Origin of the sequence: Citrobacter sp. Cb080 (assembly GCF_030334745.1) — a bacterium.
In the GTDB taxonomy this organism is placed as follows: Bacteria; Pseudomonadota; Gammaproteobacteria; order Enterobacterales; family Enterobacteriaceae; genus Citrobacter; species Citrobacter braakii.
Genome location: NZ_JAOWDG010000030.1, coordinates 231,956 through 252,855, shown reverse-complemented (window position 1 = coordinate 252,855; position 20,900 = coordinate 231,956). Strand labels below are relative to the sequence as shown.

The window sequence follows — 20,900 nt, the reverse complement described above, 5'->3', positions numbered from 1 at the left end:
TTGGTAGGTTTGATATTCGCGGGCGACCGCATTCTGCCCGGGAAATTCTGTCAGACGAGGCGCTGATACTCCTTCGCAATTTCACAGGCCAGTACCGCATTGTTGAACACCAGCTGAATATTTGATTTCAGGCTGTCACCACCGGTCAGCTCTGCAACCCGTGCTAACAGGAACGGCGTACTCTCTTTGCCCACAACGCCCTGATCTTCCGCTTCTTTTACCGCCCGATCGATTGCCGCATTAATTTTCTCTTCAGCCATCGCAAACTGCTCTGGGATGGGGTTCGCAACAACCAGACCACCGTCGAGACCCGTTTGCCATTTCACCGCCATGGCACGGGCAATCTCTTGCGCGCTGTCCAGACGGATACTGACCTCAAACGGACTGGTACGGCAGAAAAATGCTGGCAACGCGTTGGTTTGATAACCAATTAACGGCACACCAAAGGTTTCTAAATATTCAGTAGTTAAGCCGAGATCAAGAATAGATTTCGCCCCGGCACAAATTACCGTGACATTGGTATGCGCCAGTTCTTGCAGATCCGCGGAAATATCAAAGGTATGTTCAGCACCACGATGAACCCCACCTATTCCCCCTGTCGCAAATACTTTAATTCCCGCCAGGGCGGCAATAATCATGGTTGAGGCAACCGTCGTTGCACCATTTTTTCCTGCCGCGACCACAAACGGCAAATCACGACGACTTACTTTCGTAACGCTATGACCTTCTCGCCCAAGCAGCTCAATTTCATCTTTGCTTAAACCAACTTTCATTATTCCGCCAATAATGGCAATGGTCGCAGGAACCGCACCGTGTTTACGAATAGTTTCTTCTACTTCAATCGCTGTCTGGGCATTCTGCGGAAATGGCATTCCATGAGAAATAATGGTTGATTCAAGTGCAACAATCGGCTTCTTACTGTTTAATGCTTCCTGTACTTCTGGAGATATTTGTAATAATTCAGAGGAAAGAGTTAATTCAGACATTCTGTGTTCTCCACTAATGAGCTTACATTCGCAACAGACAAATCAGGGTTATTGGTATATTCACAGGCTAACGCCATTGATGAACAACCCTGCGCAAATCGAACCGAATCAATAAAGGGCATGCCGTCTACCCAGCAGGAAGCCAGTCCAGCCATCATCGCATCGCCAGCCCCGGTAACATTAATGACGTGAGTTTTAATCGGCAGCGACCAACCACGACTCCCCGCAATATCACTGTAATAAACACCGTCGCCGCCCATGCTGAGCACCAGCCTATTTAAGCCGCGATCATGAAACCAGGCGGCGACTTTACCCACGTCATCACGCCCGGATAGCGCAATACCGCTTAGCGTTTCGGCTTCAAGCCGGTTGGGTTTAAGAGTGTGAATTTGTCCAAGCCGCTCGCGAATTTTGACGCATTTCCATGCCGATACCGGGTCAACAAACACCGGAACCTCTCCGGCATTTTCCAGCACCCATGCCAGGGCATCTTCGCTGATATTGCAATCGGCGACGATGACTTTCGCCTGCCGAATAAAATCATGATGCTGTGATAAAAAATCTGCTGAAATATGTTCGGTAATGCTCATATCATTAATGGCAACCAACATTTCACCGGTGTTATCAAGCAATGATAAATAACTGGACGTATTCTCTCCGGGAACGATAAGACACTTATCAACATGAACTCCGGATTGATTGGTTTGCGCCAATAACGATTGTCCATAAAAATCATTACCAACCGCCGTCAGTAACCATGAATTTTTCCCCAGCAGCGCGAGATTATGTGCAATGTTACGTCCAACTCCGCCGGGGGTGAATTTTATCTTTCCTGGATTCGAATCCGCATAATTTAGAGAAGCATGCGAATACCCAGCAACATCCATATTGGCCGAGCCAATAGTTACTATGTATTCCTTTTCACGCATAGCACGTCCCCTGGCAATTAACTTGCCACAAATGAGTTCGTTAAAAATAACCAACGCCACACATCAGGTTATTAGAGCACATGTTCACTATCAAACATATGTTCATAGTAAGCGTGTTTTTGACAAAGTAAATCCATATTCAAGATCTAAACTCAATAGATATGAACAGAATCACAATTTTTTATAGATACAGTCTGTAAAGGAAAGAGAAAATGAGAGGTAGTACACAATTCAAGCAGTCTAAAGAGTTTAACTCCGGCATAACCGGAGATTTTTCAGATGCGCCAGACGATCCGGTTCGTATCAACTGAGCGAAACAAGGTCCTCTGGCATATGGTTGTACAAAATCCGCCAGAAGTGCTCAGCCGTTTTATTCAACCGGGTATCCATTCGGTAAATATAAGCCTGAATAGGCACCATCAGTTCCGGCGTCTGCAGACAAACCAGCCGCTTTTCGCGCAGTTCGTTTACGATTGTCCACGCCGGCAGCCAGGCGATACCATGCCCATCCAATGCCATATTTTTTAATAACTCACTCATCGAAGACATAAACAGCGTACGGGCTGAAATGCCGCCTACTTCCGCCAGATGACGGTTTACCAATCTTCCCATGTAGGATGTGCTGGTATAGTTCAGAATTGGTGCCTGCGACTGATAGATATCAAACAACGCCTTACCCTGCGCATCAGCAGCACACACGGGGTACAGTTCAGACTCAAAAACCTTCAAGCCGCAGAAAGGTGACTGCATTAAATCTTCATCCCGAAAGGAGATAATAAAATCGCTTTTCCCCTCGCGCAGAGTATTCACCGCCTGAACAACATCAATAGCTTCAACGTGATAGACAAACTCCTCACCCCAGGCCGCCATTGAGTGCACCAATCTGGGCAACATCGTCAGCGACAGAGAATGTGCCGCCGCTATTTTGATATTGGGTACACCCAGTAAATTGTGGCCGCTTAGCTCATCCAGATTACATTCCAGCTGTTGCAACAAACTACGGGTTTGCGAATGAAATAGCTTGCCCTCCTCCGTGAGTTGCAGTGGGCTCGTTGTGCGATCAAAAAGCAGCACACCCACGGCTGATTCGAGCGCCTTGATCCGCCGACTAAACGCCGGTTGGGATATGTTACGCTCCTCAGCCGCCTGGGAAAAATGACGGCATGCCTCCAACGTCAGAAAGTCATATAACCATTTTGTCTCAATATTTTTCATGCTTATCACGCGGATATTTAAATATGCCTATTAGCCTTAAAGCATCATGCCTGAATAGTTCCGGAGATGACATTCATCATTAGCGCCTGGTGATTCGTTTTTTGCATCAAGGCTTCATTTTTAACATTAACATACTTCTCTCCCTATCGGTTACGACCGCTTGCCCGCCGCGTAACGCGTAGCCTCTGGCCGAATACCGGCCTGCTGAGGTTACACAATAAACAACAGTCATGCGGTTTTTGCATTGAACCATACATTATTGCATTTCTCCTCACGTCTCACTGCTGTTAAACATTATCAGCAGACACAACCCGGCTCTGAATATTAATTATCGGTGAATTGAGGTATATATCGTGAAAGGTTTAATTGGCGTGCTTGGTGGTATGGGACCTGCTGCAACGGTCGATCTGTTTAATAAATTCGTCACTTTTACCGCTGCGCAACGTGACCAGGAACATATCCCCTTAATTATTTCATCTATTCCTGACATTCCTGACCGAACCGACGCGTTAATGCATCATGGTCATTCCCCACTTCCGGCAATGCGCGATTATATGCATAAACTCGAAGATGCTGGCGCCGAGTGTATTGTGATCCCCTGTAACACCGCCCACTTTTGGTTTAATGAATTAAAAGCGTGCTGCCATACAGAGCTGCTCAGTATCGTTGAAACGACCATCAATGAGGTTAAAAACTGCGGGAAATCGCAAATCGGATTACTCGCCACCAACGCCACTTTATACATGGGTCTCTATCAAAAAGGCATAGAATCTCTTGGGTTAACCTGCATCAGCCCTGACTCATCCAGTCAGGAAAAAGTGATGGAAAGTATCTATTGCTTAAAAGCTGGTGAGGCTAAGCGGGCGCAAACGCTGATGAATGAACAGGCTGAAGCACTCTTCTCACGCGGGGCACAAGTCATCGTACTCGGATGTACTGAAGTTCCTGTCATTCTTGCTGAAGCCGTCAAAAAGTCACCTGAAAAATATATTGATTCAACCGGTTCGTTGGTTCGTGCCGGTATTAAATGGTACGAGAAACGCGTGGGTAAAAATCACCTTTTGGCACAATGAATGTCCCTACCTGTTTAATTGTTGCATTAAATAAAAATCCATTTTAATTACAAATTACTCTCTGGCGGAGGCCATTATGATTTGGCTAGAAATTATCGTAGTGTTGGGCGCAATATTTTTCGGTATCCGCCTTGGCGGAATTGGTATTGGTTTATGCGGCGGGCTGGGGCTGGCTATTTTAACGCTAGGATTTGGGCTGCAAATTGGTTCACCACCCGTTGACGTTATTCTTATTATTATGACGGTGGTGGTGGCGGCATCGGCGCTACAGGCCGCCGGAGGCATGGATTATCTGGTTCGTATTGCCGGTAATTTTATGCGCCGTAACCCTAAATATATCAATATTATTGCGCCGATTATCACCTGGTCGATGACGATTATGGCGGGAACAGGGTTCATCGTCTTTTCTACTCTGCCAGTGATTGCCGAAGTTGCCAAAGAGTCAGGTATTCGCCCTTCCCGTACGCTCGCAGGCTCCGTAGTCGCTTCTCAGGTGGCGATATCCGGTTCGCCGATCAGTGCCGCAATGGCCGCTATGTTGACTATTATGGAAGGCAACGGTATCAGCTTTATTCAGGTCATGGCGGTATGTCTGCCTGCCTCATTTGTCGCCGCGATGGTCGCCGCTTTTATCGCCTCACGTCAGGGATGTGAGCTACAGGATGATGAAGTCTATCTGGAACGCCTGCAAAAAGGACTGGTGCGTAAATATGCAGGGCAAAACAGCACAACGCCAGGTGCCAGACTGTCAGTTGCCCTGTTTATGCTGGCAACGGTGGTCATCGTTATTCTTGCCGCATGCCCTCAATTGCGCCCTGGATTCGATGCAGGTAACCCCATGAATACCCGGGATATTATCATTATCTGCATGCTAGCTGCCGCGTGTCTGATGGTGGTGCTATGCAAAACATCAACAGACGCGATTGTCCTGACATCCACGTTTCGGGCGGGTATGAGTTCGTTGGCAGTTATTCTGGGGATTGTTACGCTGGGCACAACTTTCATTGATGCCCACTTAACGGAGATAAAGGATATCGCGGGCGATATTCTACGGGCTTATCCGATGCTGTTGGCGCTGGTGCTGTTTGGTACCTGCGCGCTTCTCTATTCGCAGGGAGCCACCACGCCACTGATTATCCCTCTTGCCGTCGCGCTCGGCGTACCCACATGGGCCATTCTGGCTTCCTATGTCGCAGTGACCGGCGTGTTTGTTCTGCCAACTTATCCGACTTCGCTGGCGGCAATGGAGTTCGACACCACCGGGACAACGCGCGTGGGTAAGTATGTCTTAAACCATCCGTTTATGTTGCCAGGGCTTGGCGGGATCATTGCTGGCGTTGCCTTTGGTTTTATCATCGCGCCAATGATTGCCTGAACCGGTTTAACACTACCAGGCAGATCTTATGGATAGAAAAAGGGGCAGAGAAATCTCTGCCCCGGATGTCAGCGTTAAATCAGGCCGCCTTTGCCACAACCTCTGCTTCCGGGCGTTTCAGCACCGCGTAGGAGAGACCGGCTACCAGCGTACCGGCAATAATGGCCAGCAGGTATCCAACCACCGGAGTGATTGCGCCAGGGATTAACAGCACGAACAGACCGCCGTGCGGCGCCATCAGCTTAGCCCCCACCGCCATCGAGATAGCCCCGGTAATCGCGCCGCCAACGATACAGCAAGGCAGAACGCGCATCGGGTCACGGGCAGCGAATGGGATAGCCCCTTCGGTAATAAAGCACAGGCCCAGTACCAGCGCAGCTTTACCGCCTTCCTGCTGCGCTTTGTCGAACTTACGACGCGCCACCAGCGTTGCCAGGCCCAGGGCCAGCGGAGGCACCATACCCGCCGCCATAATGGCCGCCATCGGCGCATAGGTTTGCGTACTAAGCAGGCCCACACCGAAAGCATACGCCGCTTTGTTAACCGGACCGCCCATATCGGTACACATCATGCCGCCCAGAATCGCTCCAAGCAGCACCGCGTTCGCGGTTCCCATGGTTTGCAGCCAGTGGGTCAGACCTTCCAGAATGCCCGCCACTGGTTTACCGATCAGGTAGATCATGGCCAGACCAACCACCAGGCTTGAGAGCAGCGGAATGATCAGGATCGGTTTCAGCGCTTCCATACTCTGCGGAAGTTTCAGCTTCGTGCTGATGAGCTTCGCCACATAACCGGCAAGGAAACCGGCAATAATCCCGCCAATAAAGCCGGAACCGGTGCTCACCGCCAGCATACCGCCGATAAGACCAGGCGTCAGACCCGGACGGTCAGCGATGGAAAACGCGATGTAGCCCGCCAGAACCGGCACCATCAGCGCGAAAGCTGAACCACCGCCAATCTGCATCAGCGCCGCCGCCAGCGTACCCTGTTCCTTGAACGCTTCGATACCAAAAGCGAATGAGAGTGCAATACACAGACCGCCAGCAACCACCATCGGCAGCATGTAGGATACGCCCGTCAGCAGGTGACGATACGCGCCAGCGCTCTCTTTCTTACCTTCAGTGGTTGCAGACTGCGCTTTGCCGACAGGCTGGTACGGCGTTGCTTCTTCCAGCGCTTTATCCAGCTCCTGCTTTGTTTTCTTCAGCGCAAGGCCTGTAGAAGTACGGTACATTGGTTTTCCGGCAAACTTCGCCAGATCAACTTCAATGTCAGACGCCACAATCACCAGATCCGCCTGAGCCACCTCTTCCGGCGTAATGGCATTGCCTGCGCCAACAGAACCACGGGTTTCAACCTTCACCCACCAGCCACGTTTTTTCGCTTCCGTTTCAATAGCTTCAGCGGCCATAAACGTATGGGCTACGCCAGTTGGACAAGCCGTCACCGCCACCACGCGTTTTGGACCACTACTGGCCACGGACGCTGTCGCAACCGGAGCGCTATAAGGTTTTGCGTGGCCTTTCGCTTCACTGAGGAAAAGTTCAGGATGCGCAACCGCACGACCAATATCGCCCAGCCAGACTTTTTTGCCGTTCAGCGAACTGTCGGCAGGAAGCGTGTCGCCCAGAACAATTGCCAGTTCGGCATCATTAGGATTATCAATAATTTCCAGATGTGCTTTCTGCGCCGCCGCTCCAAGCAGGGTTTTCGCCATATAAGCGCGAGCCTGGCCGAGATTAGCGTCAATAATCAGCAGCGTTTTCATTATGCCTCTCCTGCTGTCAGTTAAACGGTTTTAAGTCGACACGCGCCATCATTGCGGCCAACTGAGGACGATCGGTAATGCCCACATTGCTTTGGCTTACCGCCAGGGCGGCAACAGCGGTTGCCAGACGCAGGGTGTGTTCACTGGATTCACGCATCAGCAGGCCGTAAATCAGGCCGCCAACCATTGAATCACCCGCGCCTACGGTGCTTACCACCTCGACTGACGGCGGTTTAGCAATCCACTCACCCGAAGCGTTAACCCACAGCGCACCTTCCGCGCCAAGTGAAATCACCACGTGAGCAATACCCTGCTCGCGCAACGCATGTGCAGCTTCAATCACATCTTTCATTTCTGGCAGCTTACGGCCTGCCCAGATTTCCAGTTCACGACGGTTTGGTTTTACCAGCCACGGTGCCGCTTTCAGACCGGCCACCAGTGCTTCACGACTACTATCAAAGATAATGCAAGGACACTGACTGCGCAGGCGCGTCATCCAGTCGGTGAATGCTTCCGGGCTAACGCCGGTCGGCAAACTGCCGCTGACGCACACCATGTCGAACTGGCCCAGCCAGCTCAGCGAGTCATTCACAAAGCGTTCCCAGTCAGCCGGGGTAACTTCAAAGCCGGAGAAATTGAAATCGGATACTTCGCCGTCTTTTTCGGTCAGCTTGACGTTGATACGCGTACGCCCCTGTACAACCTGAAAACGGTTGGCGATACCCAGCTCGCTGAACAACTGCTGAAAACCATCCTGGTTGTCTTTACCGAGGAAACCACCCACCGTTACATCGATACCTAAATCTTTCAAAACCTTAGCGACGTTAATCCCTTTCCCTGCCGCGTGCAGACCGGTCGTTTTAACCAGGTTCACTTCACCGCGTTCAATTTCCGGGCAGAAACCCACCAGATCGTAGGCTGGGTTAAGGGTGATAGTAGCAACACGTCTGCTCATTACGCGCCCTCCCCAAGACCCGCCGCGATGGCTTCGCCAATCGCTTTCAGCGCCTGTTCAGCATCTTCACCCTGGGCGGTAAAGCGCAGGTGATGTCCTTTCTTCACGCCTAATGCCACAACTTTCATCAGACTGCGTCCATTCGCCGGCTTGCCGGTTCCATCAAGATTTGTCACGGTAATTTCACTGTTAAATTGTTTAATCGTATTCACCAGCATGGTGCCCGGGCGGGCGTGTAAACCATGCTCATTGCGCACAATAAATTCGGCGCTCAGTACATCATCAGTTAAGGCATCATCGCTGGTCAGCAGCGCCAACACCGTTGCCGCATCGGCTTTCAACAAACGGTCAGCTTTATTATTCAGCAGCAGATCGCCAAGGCGCTTCAGCACCGCAACCGGTTGTTCGTCATTCATGGCGACGGTCACCAGTAGGGCTGCCGCTTCACCTTGTACATCGAACGCTGTTGCTGCGCGGCTGACCGCAACGGCGCTGCGCACATTGCCTTCAGCACAGTCATTCAGCCAGATCCCCTGACCGAGATTCATCGGTTGCTCATTAATGGCTCTGGCCACAAAGGTGGCGTCAACCGCGCCGACCTCTTTCAGCCGTGCGGCGTTGAGCGCCTGCAGCGTGACCAGCGAGTTGGCAACGACGTCCAGCGACAGCGTTTCGTTATCAAGCTTCAGCTGTTCGCTTTGCTTTTCCCCCATCAGCAACGCGCGCAACTCTTCCGCCGTGGTCGCAGATTTCAGCTGTTCAGCGACGGAGTCATCGCTCAGCACGTGCGTCAGCTGACGCAGTAAACCGAGGTGCTCATCAGAGCTGGCGGCGATGCCGATTGCCACATAAGCAACCTGCCCTTCACCCCAGATCACACCCTGCGGAAACTGAAACACCTGCACGCCGGTTTTCAGCACCCGATCGCGCGTGTCCGTCGTACCGTGAGGAATAGCAATACCGTTGCCGAGGAACGTGGACGTCTGTTGTTCACGCGCCAGCATGCCATCGACGTAGCCTTCCGCTACGTTACCTGCCAGCACTAAGGCAGCGGCAACCTGGCGAATAGCCTCTTCTTTATTCCCGGCCTGTTCGCCCGGGTGAATATCCTGAACAGATAACTGGAACATGGTTCTCCTCTCCCGCTGATTTGAAACGATTCAGCTAACATGAGAAAAAAGGCGTCACCTGACTCCATCAGTTATGGCAAGATGACGCTGAAACGTTTCAAGAAGTCTTGCTCTTTTTTCTTCAGCACACAAGTAAAGTTGACAAATTACTTGCTGAATTTAGAGATAACGCACATTTTCTCCGCGGAGGAGAAAAAATTGCTGACGCAAAAACGGCGTCAGCTTGTCAGATTCAGCAGCGTCAGCAAGCAGCATTCTCTGACTGAAATGCTATTTTGATTTTTGATGCCGATTTTGATTTGGCTCCCTGTTTATTTTCTGACAAGCAGCGTAAACTCCGCGTCTCTTCACATTATTGATATCAAAACATGCACAACACCCCCGTAGCCGCCACACCCAAGGCGTTTGATTTAACGTCTTCGGCGTTCCTGCTTGTCGCATTTCTGACGGGTATCGCCGGTGCGTTGCAGACGCCAACGCTCAGCCTTTTTCTGACGGATGAAGTCCATGCCCGTCCCGGCATGGTCGGGTTCTTTTTTACCGGTAGCGCCGTAATCGGCATTTTGGTGAGTCAGTTTCTGGCCGGACGTTCGGATAAAAAAGGCGATCGCAAAAACCTGATTGTGTTTTGCTGCGTGCTGGGGATGTTGGCCTGCGTGCTGTTCGCCTGGAACCGTAACTATTTTATTCTGCTGTTTGTCGGGGTATTCCTCAGCAGTTTTGGTTCGACCGCCAACCCGCAAATGTTTGCTCTCGCCCGCGAGCACGCCGACCGTACGGGTCGGGAAGCCGTCATGTTCAGTTCAATATTACGTGCGCAGGTTTCGCTGGCTTGGGTGATTGGCCCGCCGCTGGCCTACGCGCTGGCCATGGGGTTTAGCTTTACGGTGATGTACCTCAGCGCGGCGGTGGCGTTTGTTGTCTGCGGCGTAATGGTCTGGCTGTTCTTACCCTCGATGAGTAAAAATGTGCCTCTCGCGACAGGCGCGGTAGAAGCCCCGCGCCGCAATCGACGCGACACGCTGCTGCTGTTTGTTATCTGCACATTAATGTGGGGGACTAACAGTCTCTATATCATTAATATGCCGTTGTTTATTATCAACGAACTGCATCTGCCGGAAAAGCTGGCGGGCATCATGATGGGAACTGCCGCGGGGTTGGAAATCCCAACCATGTTGATTGCCGGATACTTCGCGAAGCGTCTGGGCAAACGCCTGTTGATGAGAATCGCCGTTGTCGCCGGATTTTTCTTTTATGCCGGCATGCTGTTGGCCCACTCTCCGGCGATATTGCTTGGCTTACAGCTGCTGAACGCGATTTACATCGGCATCCTCGGCGGGATTGGCATGCTCTATTTCCAGGATCTGATGCCGGGACAAGCGGGTTCAGCCACAACTCTCTATACAAATACCATTCGCGTGGGCTGGATTATTGCCGGATCGTTGGCGGGTATTGCCGCTGAAATCTGGAACTATCACGCGGTATTCTGGTTTGCGCTGGTGATGATCGTCGCCACCGTCGCGTGCCTGACGCGCATCAAAGACGTTTAAGGTGCGGTCAGCGCCTCGAGCTCGATGAGATAGACCATGGCCTGGTGTGTCGTCTGTCCGCACATTTCCGCACTGGGCTGTAAACCGGCGCACACTTTTGGCCGCAGAGGCGAAGCAAAAATTTTACAACGCAGGGATTCATCCAGCTGAACGCATGGTGTATTAGCGGGCTTGCCATCAGGCATGCCGGGGATGGGACTGGAAATTGAAGGCGCGGTGCAACATGCACCACAATCCGGACGGCATTCCATACAGTACTCTCTTTATCGTAAACCATCGGATTGTGCAGGAAGCGCACAGTAACACCTTTTGGGCACCAGCAAAAGCATCAATTCCGCTTGCCTGAATGCCCCGGCGCGAGTAGTTTTACGCGATATTTTAGACACTCCTCATTACAGGATTTTTTCGATGCCAAGAGCGAACGAAATTAAAAAAGGTATGGTACTGAATTACAACGGCAAGCTGCTGATTGTAAAAGATATTGATATTCAATCACCAACCGCACGTGGCGCCGCCACGCTGTACAAAATGCGTTTTTCTGATGTTCGTACCGGTCTGAAAGTTGAAGAGCGCTTCAAAGGTGATGACATCGTTGATACCGTCACCCTGAGCCGTCGTGGCGTTGATTTCTCCTATGTCGATGGCAACGAATACGTCTTCATGGATAAAGAAGACTATACCCCGTATACCTTCACCAAAGACCAGATCGAAGAAGAATTGCTGTTCATCCCGGAAGGCGGAATGCCGGATATGCAGGTACTGACCTGGGACGGTCAGTTGCTGGCGCTTGAACTGCCGCAAACGGTAGACCTGGAAATCGTTGAAACGGCACCGGGCATTAAAGGCGCGTCAGCAAGTGCGCGTAACAAACCAGCGACCATGAGCACCGGTCTGGTTATCCTGGTTCCTGAATATCTGAGTGCAGGTGAAAAAATCCGTATTCATATCGAAGAACGTCGCTATATGGGCCGCGCAGACTAACTTTTCTGCTGCGACACCGGCGAAAAGGGACAGCATTTGCTGTCCCTTTGTTCTTTTCAGCCCTGGCTGCTGAGGTAAAAATCATCCACCAACAGAGATTCCAGATACAGCTCATCCTCACGCATAAAATGCGTTATGACGTTAACCGCCTGAGGATAAACCCCCTCTTCGTCCCGGTGTAAACAACTTTCCCGTAGCAGGGGTGCCCAGCACATAATGTGATGATGCAAAAAGTAATATTGCGCCGATAACGTCTCCTTTTTGGTAACCATTCTCGCCATCAGTGCCAGCTGTACAGCAATATGGTCGGCAGGCTCGTTGTCCTGCGGGGTCAGCCCATACTCGACTAACAGCACATTCATTTCCTTGCGTTCATCAGGCGCGGTCGTATGCGGATAATGCCCCGCATAGGGAGAAACGCCGCCGGGAGGTGCCAGCAAAAACAACGAGGCATAGTCCGCCGCCAGCTCCAGCTGTCGGCTTTCCCGGCGCAGCGCCCGAACGAGACTACGTTCCAGGTTTTTAACATCAACGGATAACCCAGGGATAGCCGTCAACGACGCCAGCCACTTTCGGCTTTCCCCACTTTCCAGGCGGATGAGTTGCTCCTCGTCCAGCTCGCGGAACAGCAGTTGCGAAAACCACTGGTACACCGCCGCCCGCTGTCGATGAATATGATTATGCTGCACTTGCCCCCTCCTCTTTCACAACCTCCGGCCCGCCGAAGCCTGTGACCTGCGGGGCATTCTCCTGGTACCGCTCCACCTCGACCAGCACCGTATGCGCCGAAGGCCCCTGCGCCAGTTGTGATGTACCGATATCCGCACTCAGCACATTCGGATCGCCATAAGTGCATAGTGTGCCCGCTTTCCCGCCTTCCTGCGGCGAATACCACGCGCCTTCATGAATCCGGACGACGCCAGGCGCGTAATCCGGGCTGATCACCACCCCGGCCAGCACCTGGCCTCTGGCGTTAAACACGCGCGCAATATCCCCGGCTTTCAGGCCACGTGCGCGGGCATCCGACTCGCTCATGTACAGCGGCTCTCTTCCTGCCACCGCATAGGTGTTACGAAACGCCTCGCTTGAGCACAGCTGGGAGTGCAGACGTTTATCCGGATGGCAGGACTGCAGATGCAGCGGATATTTATCTGTTTTGCTGCCATGGGTACGCTCAAAGGGTTCCATCCACACCGGATGCCCCGGGCAGTCATCGTAGGCAAAGCCCGCGATGGTTTTGCTGTAAATTTCAATCAGACCAGAGGGTGTTCCTAACGGGTTGATATCCGGCTGTTCGCGAAATTCTCCGTGACGCACCCACGGCTTCCCGGCAGGATATTCAATGTATCCTTCGCCCTGCCAGAAGCTCTCGAAGTTCGGCATACTCACGCCAAGGGACGCTCCCGTTTTCGCGCCCTCATCATAAATGGCTTTTATCCACTGCATTTCATCCCGCTTTTCGCGGTATGTCTCTTCCTGACCAAAGCGTTTGCACAGACCGGCAAAGACATCAAAGTCATGTCGCGCTTCAAACTGCGGTTTAACCACCTGATGTATCGCCATCAGCCCTTTATTCGAGTGTGTACCGAACTGCTCAATGTCATTACGCTCAAAGCGCGTGGTCACCGGCAGGACGATATCGGCAAAACGACAGGATGCTGTCCACTGATGATCCAGAACGACCACGGTTTCCAGCTTCTTCCACGCCTCGATCATGCGGTTACGATCCTGCTGCGCATGGAACGGATTGGCGGCGCTGAAAATCGCCATTTTGATATCAGGGAAAGTTAATGTTTCACCATTGAAAGCGATCTTTTTGCCTGGCGCCAGCAGACAATCGATCATTCGCGAGGTAGGAATATGCTCTGAAGCGCCGCGGAAATCCGCTTTGTATTTCGCGGCCGGGGGATTGTTGATGCTCCCGAGGCCGGACAGGACGGGACCGGCAGAAGTGACCGTCCCGCCGCCGTTATAGTGCCAGCCAAACCCTACTCCGCCGCCCGGCAAGCCAATTTGACCAACCATGCTGGCCAGCACCACCAGCATCCACGGATACTGCTCGCCATGGTGCATACGCTGCACGCACCAGCCGCCCATAAACTGTGTCCGGCCTTTGACCAGCAGGCGGGCGAAGTCGCGGATGTGCTCCGCCGTCAGGCCGCATATTTCCGCCGCCCATTCGGCGTTTTTCGGCTGCTTGTCGCTTTCCCCAAGCAGATACGGCAAGAACTGTTCAAAGCCCACGGTATAATCGTTAATGAACGCCACGTCATACAGTTTTTCTTCGTACAGGGTATGCGCCAGCGCCAGCAATAACGCAACATCCGTTTGCGGTCGCAGCGCCAGCTGCTCACAGCCAAGATAGTTTTGCGACTTGCTACGCACCGGATCAACGCTGATAACGCGCATCTTACCCTGCGCAACCGCTTCTTTAATCTGCTGCCAATAGCCAAACGCATCGTGATCGGGAACCAGGAACTCGATCTGCAGATTCTTGATAGGATCGCAGCCCCACAGCACGATGGTTTGGGTATTTTCGATAACCAGCGGGAGTGACGTTTGCTGCTCATAAACTTCCAGCGAACCAATCACATGCGGCAAAATCACCTGCGCTGCGGCTGCCGAGTAGTCGCCGACGGTCGTTACATAGCTACCGTGTAAGCCGAGTCCCCGATCCATCGCGCCGCCGGCCTTATGAAATTTGCCAACAATTTGCCAGTCCGCCAGCCCGGTAAAGACACCAGAAGATCCGTAGGTCTTTTGTACTCGTTCAAGCTCTTCATAAACCAGATCCAACGCCTGATCCCAGCTCACACGGACAAAGCGATTATCGCCGCGCTGGTTGCGATCTGACTTTTCACGCTTGCGCAGCCAGTCCAGCCGCACCATCGGGTAGCGCACACGCGATGGGTTGTAGACCACCTCCCGAACGGCATTGAGCATATCGCAGGGGTATTTGTCATGTTTGAAGGGGCGGGTATCGACCCATTCACCGTTCACGACTTTGGCTTCAAAAGCGCCAAAGTGCGAGCCAGACTGGATCCATTGCTCCGGGTTTTCACCCGCTGCCCAGACCTTTGAGATCAGTGGATTTGGCCCTAAAGCGCTGACGGCACCGACTGCCAGCATTCCACTTAAAAACCGTCGACGTGACGGATTAAAATCATGAATATCCATAAATTATCCTTTTGAATTGTTAGGTTGAGGTATATCGCTGGCGTGAGTCTGGAGATATTTCAACAACGTACGGTCTTCCACCGGATTAAGCCGGTAGTAGGTGGACATGGATTTCAGTCCGGCGATCCAGCCATTCGCGGAATAACGGGTCGGCGGCGGCGTGCTGTGGCAAGCGCTACAGGTGGATTGCAACATCTGATCGGCGTATTGCCAGAGGGGGTCAATATTGTCGGTAAAACCCTCCGCCGAACTCCAGGCCATCACGCTTACCTGCTGCCACTCCTGATGTGACTCCGGATCAACCTGTGTTTGCTCAACCTTCACATTGCTCATCAGCGAGGCATCTAATACGGCAGCAAAAACGCGTTTACCCATATACTGGGTAATCACCCGTCCACGTCCTTTGCTTTCCCGCCAGCCGGTCAGCTCTATCTGAACGTTTTTTCCTTCTCTTTTCAGCACACGCACTTGCGTTGCCGGGTACAGCATGGCTTTACCTGCCGGGCTCTCTGCTGTCGCAGTCAGTGATTTTTCGCCTAACGAATACAGCGTCGTCGCCGTGGGTAACTGCTCTCCCTGACGCTGCAACTGCTTGTAACGATCGCGAAAACCGCTGCTCATATCGGGTTTGTGATGGGCAATGCCTTTGTGACAATCGATACAGTTACTGTCTTTTGCCGCCGCCGCGGTCATTTGCGCCGCTGCATTTGCCGATTGCTTGCCGTGATCCATCGCCTCATAGCTATGGCAGGATTTACACGCCGCAGAATTATTCGCGCTCATGCGCGCCCATTCTCGCTGGGCCAACTCCGCCCGCTTTGCGGCAAATTTTTCCGGGGTATCGATCGAAGGAGAGATAAAGGTGTGGTAGAGGTCGTTTAAGGCTTGCGTTTTACGAACCAGCGTTGGGACGATGCCTGGCGGAATATGACAATCCTTACACTCCGCACGCACACCTGAAGCATTACGAAAATGCACGCTGGTTTTATACTCCTCGCCAGATATGCGCATCGAGTGACACGATAAACAAAACTCGGTAGAACTGGTGTAATGAACGCCTTGCCACGTTCCCCAAATAGCCAGGGCCATTGCTACCGCCCCGGCGAATGCGCACCATAGTGCGTTTTTTCTTATCCACGACATGCTTGCCTCCATTTTTTTAATAGCGACACGCTAAGGGATAATAAAAATCAAAAATAGAGACAGCGAAGGCAGATTATAGGAACAGCATCCACTCTATGAGGTTCGTCAAATAGTAAAGAGCAGAAGTCCGTAATATAATTACCATCTATAAATAAGGAATTTATCATGCTCAAACTGACTCTCGATAGAGAAAGCCGGACTCCGCTGCAGTTGCAGATATTTCAATTTTATTTACAGGCCATTCAGCGGGGTGATTTGCTGTGTGGAGATAAACTCCCCTCTATTCGCGAGCAGGCTCAGGCATTGAACATTGCCAAAATAACGGTAGTGATGGCCTATGATAAGCTGGTGGCGGCTGGATTAATTAAGAGCCGACACGGCATTGGCTATGAGGTGATATTCACCACGCCTGTACGTGTAACCCCAGCGCATGTGTCCGTACCCCAGGGCTCTCCGCCAGTAACACCAAAAGCGGCCGGGGTCTCTACCGATGTTTATGCAGAGCCTGGGCGGGAGTGCTACTGCCGGATGGGCGTCCCCGATCCCAATGCTTTTCCCTGGGCAAGCTGGCGAAAATGGAATAACGCGCCAAGCGTGCTTAAAGAACAATTGTTTACCCGATATCATTCATCAAATGGATTATTTTCACTGCGTGAGCAACTAGCCAGGTACCTTAATTTATCTCGCGGCATTAATACCCGGGCGGAGAACATCATCATTACCAATGGGATTCAGGAAGGATTGTCGCTGCTCAGTCAAATATTTATTGTTCATCATGCCGTCAGTCAGCAAAAAAAGTGCCACGTTGTGGCCGAATCCCCTTGCTATTCTGGCGCATGGCATCTGTTTAATTATTACGGTGCAGACATTACGTCAATTGCTGTAGATAACCACGGGCTGCAAACAGATAAATTACCCGAATATGAAACCCAGCTTTGCTATGTGACTCCGGCTCACCAGTATCCAATGGGAAGCGTCCTTTCGCTGGAGCGCCGTCAGTCATTATTGACGTGGGCGCAGCGCGTCGGCGCTTATATCCTTGAAGACGACTACGATGCTGTTTTTACCTATGGCGAGAACCCCCTTCCTGCACTGAAAGCTATGGATTATCACAACCGGGTTATCTACATGGGGACATTTTCCAAAACGCTGGGGCCGGGAACGCGTCTTGGCTATCTCATTTGTCCTGATGAACTGCTCCCGGCAGTAAAGAATATGAAAGCACTCAATAACAATGGCAGTCAGTGGTTATTGCAGCAATTTTTAGCCGAATTAATGCAAAATCAGGTGTTTTACTCGCACATCAGCAAGCTGGCCTGCAACTATGCGGCGCGCCTCAATCTGTTACGTGATGGCCTTTCTGTTCTGTTTCCGTCAGGGAAAATCGCTGGCGCAACGGCGGGTCTGCACCTCTCATTACGCGTTGACAGGCACCCAGATATGATAGCCAGGCTGCAACAGCGCTGCCTGCTGGCAGGGATCCGCTTTGACACTCTGCCAGATATTGAAAATGGCTCAGGAGCCGCATGGCGTAGGGAGAATAGCGATGCTGTTATGTTTTTCGGGTTTGGCGGATTGCAGATACAGCAGATCAAAAAGGTGCTGTCGGTACTGGAGCAGGCGCTAGCGCAGCCTTGATGAATTTCAGGGATCGCGCCTGCGGCACAATCCCTGTTGTTAACCTTACAGCAGATCGCGGAACTGCGTTTGTTTTAACGCCAGCTCAACGCCGCGAACTTCCGCCAGTCCTTTCAGGCGACCAATCGCGGAGTAGCCTGGGTTGGTTTTCTTGTGCAGGTCGTCAAGCATCTGGTGTCCGTGATCCGGACGCATCGGGATAGGACGCAAATCGCCCGCCTTTTTACGGCGCTGTTCTTCGCTCAGGATGGCAGCAACCACCGATACCATATCCACATCGCCTTGCAGGTGCGCACCTTCGTGGAAGGTTTTCGGGTTATCTTCACGGCAGGTGGAGCGCAGATGCGTGAAGTGGATTCGATCGCCAAAGGTTTCGATCATTTTCACCAGATCGTTATCGGCGCGCACGCCGTAGGAACCGGTGCACATGGTGAAACCGTTATTGATGCTGTCGACGGTTTCTTTCAGCCACTGCATATCTTCGATAGTCGAAACAATGCGCGGCAGGCCGAGGATCGGACGCGGCGGATCGTCAGGGTGGACAGCCAGACGCACGCCGACTTCTTCCGCCACAGGCACAATCGCCCGCAGGAATACCGCCATATTATCGCGCAGATCGTCTTTGCTGATGCCGTCATATTCAGCGAGACGCGCACGGAACTGATCCAGCGTATAGCCCTCTTCCGCACCGGGCAGGCCGGCAATGATATTGCGGGTCAGCTTTTCGATATCGGCATCGCTCATAGCATTGAAGTAATTCAGCGCCTGGCGTTGTTCTTCTGGGGTGTAATCCGCTGCGGCGCCAGGGCGCTGAAGAATATGCAGTTCGAAGGCTGCAAAAGCAATCTGGTCAAAACGTAGCGCTTTGGAGCCGTCCGGCAGCTGATATTCGAGATCGGTACGCGTCCAGTCGAGGATCGGCATGAAGTTATAGCACACGGTATCGATGCCGCAGGTCGCCAGATTACGGATACTCTGCTGATAATTGGCAATCCACGTTTGGTACTGGCCTGAACGCGTTTTGATATCTTCGTGGACAGGAATACTTTCCACCACCGACCAGGTCAGCCCTTTTTCAGCCAGAATAGCCTGACGCTGTTGAATCTCTTCTACCGGCCACACTTCACCGTTGGGAATGTGGTGCAAGGCGGTCACAACACCCGTTGCGCCAGCCTGACGCACATCATCAAGCAATACCGGATCGTTAGGTCCGTACCAACGCCAGGTTTGTTCCATTGTTTCACCTCACAAGTTGTTATACCAAATTAAACTACCTGAATGACGACTACCATACAGCCATCCCGGAGATGTTCAACAGATGGCCTATCATTGATTGATCCAGCTCACATTCCCCGGATAAATGAGGCACACCAATTCAATTTGCTGTCATATAACTTTATACTGCCATTGTTAATTAATGGTTAATCAGGTGTATTTAATGAAAACTATTGCCTCAGCGCCTCTGGCGGAAAATGTCATGATGCCGCAGTACGACCGCCAACAATTAAAAACGCGGATTGTACATTTTGGTTTCGGTGCTTTTCACCGCGCCCATCAGGCGTTATTAACCGACAGGGTGCTGAATGCGCAGGGCGGAGACTGGGGAATTTGCGAGATCAGCCTGTTCAGTGGCGATCGGCTGATGCGTCAGCTTCGCGAACAGGATCATTTATTTACCGTGTTAGAAAAAGGGGCTAACGGCAACCAGCCTATTGTTATCGGTGCCGTTAACGAATGCCTGAACGCCACACTGGATTCGCTGGCGGCCATTATTGAAAAATTCTGCGAGCCTCAGGTCGCGATTGTCTCGTTAACCATCACGGAAAAAGGCTACTGCATCGATCCGGCGACGGGTTCGTTAGATCTCTCTAATGCGCGTATTATTCACGATCTGCAGACACCGGCTGAACCGCACTCCGCCCCCGGTATAATCGTAGAAGCGCTGCACCGCCGACGTGAACGTGGACTGCAGCCGTTTACCGTCCTCTCCTGCGATAACATCCCGGACAATGGTCATGTGGTAAAAAATGCCGTACTGGGGATGGCGGAAAAACGCTCTCCTGAGCTGGCGCACTGGATCCAGGAGCACGTCAGTTTCCCGGGTACTATGGTGGATCGCATTGTTCCCGCCGCCACCGAAGAGTCGCTGGCTGAAATCGCCCACGAGCTGGGCGTTGCCGATCCTTGCGCAATCAGCTGCGAGCCGTTTATTCAGTGGGTGATTGAAGACAACTTTGTCTGTGGCCGTCCGCAATAGGAAACCGCGGGTGTCCAGATGGTTGAAAACGTCTTGCCGTGGGAACAAATGAAACTGCGGATGCTGAACGGCAGCCATTCGTTTCTCGCTTATCTCGGCTATCTGGCCGGATTCCAGCACATCAGCGACTGTATGCAGGATAGCGCATTTCGTGAAGCCGCTTACCGGCTGATGCTCACCGAACAGGCCCCCACGCTGCAAATTACTGATGTTGATTTAAACCAGTATGCCTTAAGCCTACTGGACCGCTTTGCCAACCCGGCGCTGAAACACAAAACCTGGCAAATCGCGATGGATGGTAGCCAGAAATTACCCCAGCGAATGCTGGAAGGGATACGCGTTCATTTATCACGTCAAAGCGAGTGGCCGCTGTTGGCGCTCGGCATCGCAGGCTGGATGCGCTACGTGAGCGGTGTGGATGATTCAGGCGCTACGATTGATATTCGTGACCCGCTCAGTGAGAAAATTGCCGCTCTGGTGGCACAGAGCACTGAATCAGAACGCGTCAGCGCCCTGCTTTCGCTGCATGAGATTTTCGCCGCCGATCTCGTACAGAATCCGCAGTTTGTCGCGGCCATTCAACAGGCCTGGCAACGTATTGCCCAATACGGTGCGCATCAGGCTGTCATTGAAACGTTAAAAAATTAACGATTTCTGCCATTAAACAGGACGAAGCACGTCTTCGTCCCCTCACCCCTTCTCTTTTTCCCCATTTTTCGCCAG

Annotated in this window: 16 protein-coding genes and 1 pseudogene; 6 read left to right on the top strand and 11 right to left on the bottom strand. The window is 52.0% G+C overall.

All coding sequences use genetic code 11. The annotated features are described in order from the left end of the window. Positions 1-50 precede the first annotated feature (50 nt). The 3 genes from OGV38_RS06235 to hypT all read right to left on the bottom strand — a co-directional run bounded on the left by OGV38_RS06235 (position 51) and on the right by hypT (position 3,130). Positions 51-986 carry a pseudouridine-5'-phosphate glycosidase gene (locus tag OGV38_RS06235; protein ID WP_016156984.1) on the bottom strand — a complete coding sequence of 312 codons (936 nt, stop codon included), beginning with the start codon at positions 984-986 and terminating at the stop codon, positions 51-53. Then, positions 974-1,915 carry a pseudouridine kinase gene (locus tag OGV38_RS06230; RefSeq protein ID WP_016153731.1) on the bottom strand — a complete coding sequence of 314 codons (942 nt, stop codon included), beginning with the start codon at positions 1,913-1,915 and terminating at the stop codon, positions 974-976. The genes OGV38_RS06235 and OGV38_RS06230 overlap by 13 nt, the downstream gene beginning before the upstream one ends. Before the next feature lie 303 nt (positions 1,916-2,218). After that, a complete protein-coding gene (gene hypT / locus OGV38_RS06225) occupies positions 2,219-3,130 on the bottom strand; it encodes a hypochlorite stress DNA-binding transcriptional regulator HypT (RefSeq protein WP_019077233.1) in 912 nt (303 codons plus the stop codon). Between the two features lie 353 nt (positions 3,131-3,483). Between hypT and cuyB the strand changes: the two genes are divergently transcribed. Both cuyB and OGV38_RS06215 read left to right on the top strand, forming a co-directional pair. Continuing rightward, positions 3,484-4,203: a cysteate racemase gene (cuyB, locus tag OGV38_RS06220; protein WP_200047695.1), complete on the top strand. Its 720-nt coding sequence runs from the start codon at positions 3,484-3,486 to the stop codon at positions 4,201-4,203. A gap of 76 nt (positions 4,204-4,279) precedes the next feature. Continuing rightward, positions 4,280-5,578 carry an anaerobic C4-dicarboxylate transporter gene (locus OGV38_RS06215; protein ID WP_141875433.1) on the top strand — a complete coding sequence of 433 codons (1,299 nt, stop codon included), beginning with the start codon at positions 4,280-4,282 and terminating at the stop codon, positions 5,576-5,578. A gap of 79 nt (positions 5,579-5,657) precedes the next feature. Here OGV38_RS06215 and fruA read toward each other — a convergent pair whose 3' ends face one another. From fruA to fruB, 3 genes are read right to left on the bottom strand one after another with little or no spacing between them, the layout of a single operon-like run. After that, on the bottom strand, positions 5,658-7,346 hold the full coding sequence (gene fruA / locus OGV38_RS06210) for a PTS fructose transporter subunit IIBC (protein ID WP_286473059.1): 1,689 nt from the start codon (positions 7,344-7,346) through the stop codon (positions 5,658-5,660). Positions 7,347-7,362: 16 nt separating this feature from the next. After that, a complete protein-coding gene (fruK, locus tag OGV38_RS06205; RefSeq protein WP_003834544.1) occupies positions 7,363-8,301 on the bottom strand; it encodes a 1-phosphofructokinase in 939 nt (312 codons plus the stop codon). Continuing rightward, positions 8,301-9,431: a fused PTS fructose transporter subunit IIA/HPr protein gene (gene fruB, locus OGV38_RS06200; protein ID WP_016156988.1), complete on the bottom strand. Its 1,131-nt coding sequence runs from the start codon at positions 9,429-9,431 to the stop codon at positions 8,301-8,303. Before fruB ends, fruK begins: the two co-directional genes overlap by 1 nt. Before the next feature lie 368 nt (positions 9,432-9,799). Between fruB and setB the strand changes: the two genes are divergently transcribed. Beyond that, positions 9,800-10,981: a sugar efflux transporter SetB gene (gene setB, locus OGV38_RS06195; RefSeq protein WP_016153738.1), complete on the top strand. Its 1,182-nt coding sequence runs from the start codon at positions 9,800-9,802 to the stop codon at positions 10,979-10,981. Here the strand turns inward: setB and OGV38_RS06190 are convergent. Beyond that, entirely contained in the window at positions 10,978-11,232 is a 255-nt protein-coding gene (locus tag OGV38_RS06190) for a YkgJ family cysteine cluster protein (RefSeq protein WP_016153739.1), read from the bottom strand. The two genes, setB and OGV38_RS06190, sit on opposite strands and share 4 nt — an antisense overlap. A 157-nt stretch (positions 11,233-11,389) precedes the next feature. Between OGV38_RS06190 and yeiP the strand changes: the two genes are divergently transcribed. After that, entirely contained in the window at positions 11,390-11,962 is a 573-nt protein-coding gene (yeiP, locus tag OGV38_RS06185; protein WP_016153740.1) for an elongation factor P-like protein YeiP, read from the top strand. Positions 11,963-12,018: 56 nt separating this feature from the next. Here yeiP and torD read toward each other — a convergent pair whose 3' ends face one another. From torD to torC, 3 genes are read right to left on the bottom strand one after another with little or no spacing between them, the layout of a single operon-like run. Continuing rightward, on the bottom strand, positions 12,019-12,651 hold the full coding sequence (gene torD / locus OGV38_RS06180) for a molecular chaperone TorD (protein ID WP_016156990.1): 633 nt from the start codon (positions 12,649-12,651) through the stop codon (positions 12,019-12,021). Beyond that, positions 12,641-15,139 carry a trimethylamine-N-oxide reductase TorA gene (gene torA / locus OGV38_RS06175; RefSeq protein WP_216425850.1) on the bottom strand — a complete coding sequence of 833 codons (2,499 nt, stop codon included), beginning with the start codon at positions 15,137-15,139 and terminating at the stop codon, positions 12,641-12,643. The genes torD and torA overlap by 11 nt, the downstream gene beginning before the upstream one ends. Positions 15,140-15,142: 3 nt before the next feature. After that, positions 15,143-16,282, bottom strand: coding sequence for a pentaheme c-type cytochrome TorC (gene torC, locus OGV38_RS06170; protein ID WP_269517352.1), 1,140 nt, complete (start codon positions 16,280-16,282; stop codon positions 15,143-15,145). Between the two features lie 165 nt (positions 16,283-16,447). Here torC and pdxR point away from each other — a divergent pair, with 165 nt between their 5' ends. After that, the gene (pdxR, locus tag OGV38_RS06165) at positions 16,448-17,920 is read left to right on the top strand and encodes a MocR-like pyridoxine biosynthesis transcription factor PdxR (protein WP_046275464.1); all 1,473 of its coding nucleotides are present in this window, start codon (positions 16,448-16,450) and stop codon (positions 17,918-17,920) included. A gap of 45 nt (positions 17,921-17,965) precedes the next feature. On the opposite strand, the gene uxuA is transcribed toward pdxR, so the two are convergent. Continuing rightward, complete coding sequence (uxuA, locus tag OGV38_RS06160) at positions 17,966-19,156, bottom strand: mannonate dehydratase (protein ID WP_286473057.1); 1,191 nt, start codon at positions 19,154-19,156, stop codon at positions 17,966-17,968. Positions 19,157-19,358: 202 nt separating this feature from the next. On the opposite strand from uxuA, the pseudogene OGV38_RS06155 reads away from it, so the two are divergent. Next, a pseudogene (locus tag OGV38_RS06155) lies at positions 19,359-20,825 on the top strand (mannitol dehydrogenase family protein). Positions 20,826-20,900 lie beyond the last annotated feature (75 nt).

Coding starts and splice junctions, on each gene's coding strand:
- OGV38_RS06235 (WP_016156984.1), bottom strand. CDS start 986: ATGTCTGAATTAACTCTTTCCTCTGAATTATTACAAATATCTCCAGAA.
- OGV38_RS06230 (WP_016153731.1), bottom strand. CDS start 1,915: ATGCGTGAAAAGGAATACATAGTAACTATTGGCTCGGCCAATATGGAT.
- hypT (WP_019077233.1), bottom strand. CDS start 3,130: ATGAAAAATATTGAGACAAAATGGTTATATGACTTTCTGACGTTGGAG.
- OGV38_RS06215 (WP_141875433.1), top strand. CDS start 4,280: ATGATTTGGCTAGAAATTATCGTAGTGTTGGGCGCAATATTTTTCGGT.
- fruA (WP_286473059.1), bottom strand. CDS start 7,346: ATGAAAACGCTGCTGATTATTGACGCTAATCTCGGCCAGGCTCGCGCT.
- fruK (WP_003834544.1), bottom strand. CDS start 8,301: ATGAGCAGACGTGTTGCTACTATCACCCTTAACCCAGCCTACGATCTG.
- fruB (WP_016156988.1), bottom strand. CDS start 9,431: ATGTTCCAGTTATCTGTTCAGGATATTCACCCGGGCGAACAGGCCGGG.
- setB (WP_016153738.1), top strand. CDS start 9,800: ATGCACAACACCCCCGTAGCCGCCACACCCAAGGCGTTTGATTTAACG.
- OGV38_RS06190 (WP_016153739.1), bottom strand. CDS start 11,232: ATGGAATGCCGTCCGGATTGTGGTGCATGTTGCACCGCGCCTTCAATT.
- yeiP (WP_016153740.1), top strand. CDS start 11,390: ATGCCAAGAGCGAACGAAATTAAAAAAGGTATGGTACTGAATTACAAC.
- torA (WP_216425850.1), bottom strand. CDS start 15,139: ATGGATATTCATGATTTTAATCCGTCACGTCGACGGTTTTTAAGTGGA.
- torC (WP_269517352.1), bottom strand. CDS start 16,282: ATGTCGTGGATAAGAAAAAACGCACTATGGTGCGCATTCGCCGGGGCG.
- pdxR (WP_046275464.1), top strand. CDS start 16,448: ATGCTCAAACTGACTCTCGATAGAGAAAGCCGGACTCCGCTGCAGTTG.
- uxuA (WP_286473057.1), bottom strand. CDS start 19,156: ATGGAACAAACCTGGCGTTGGTACGGACCTAACGATCCGGTATTGCTT.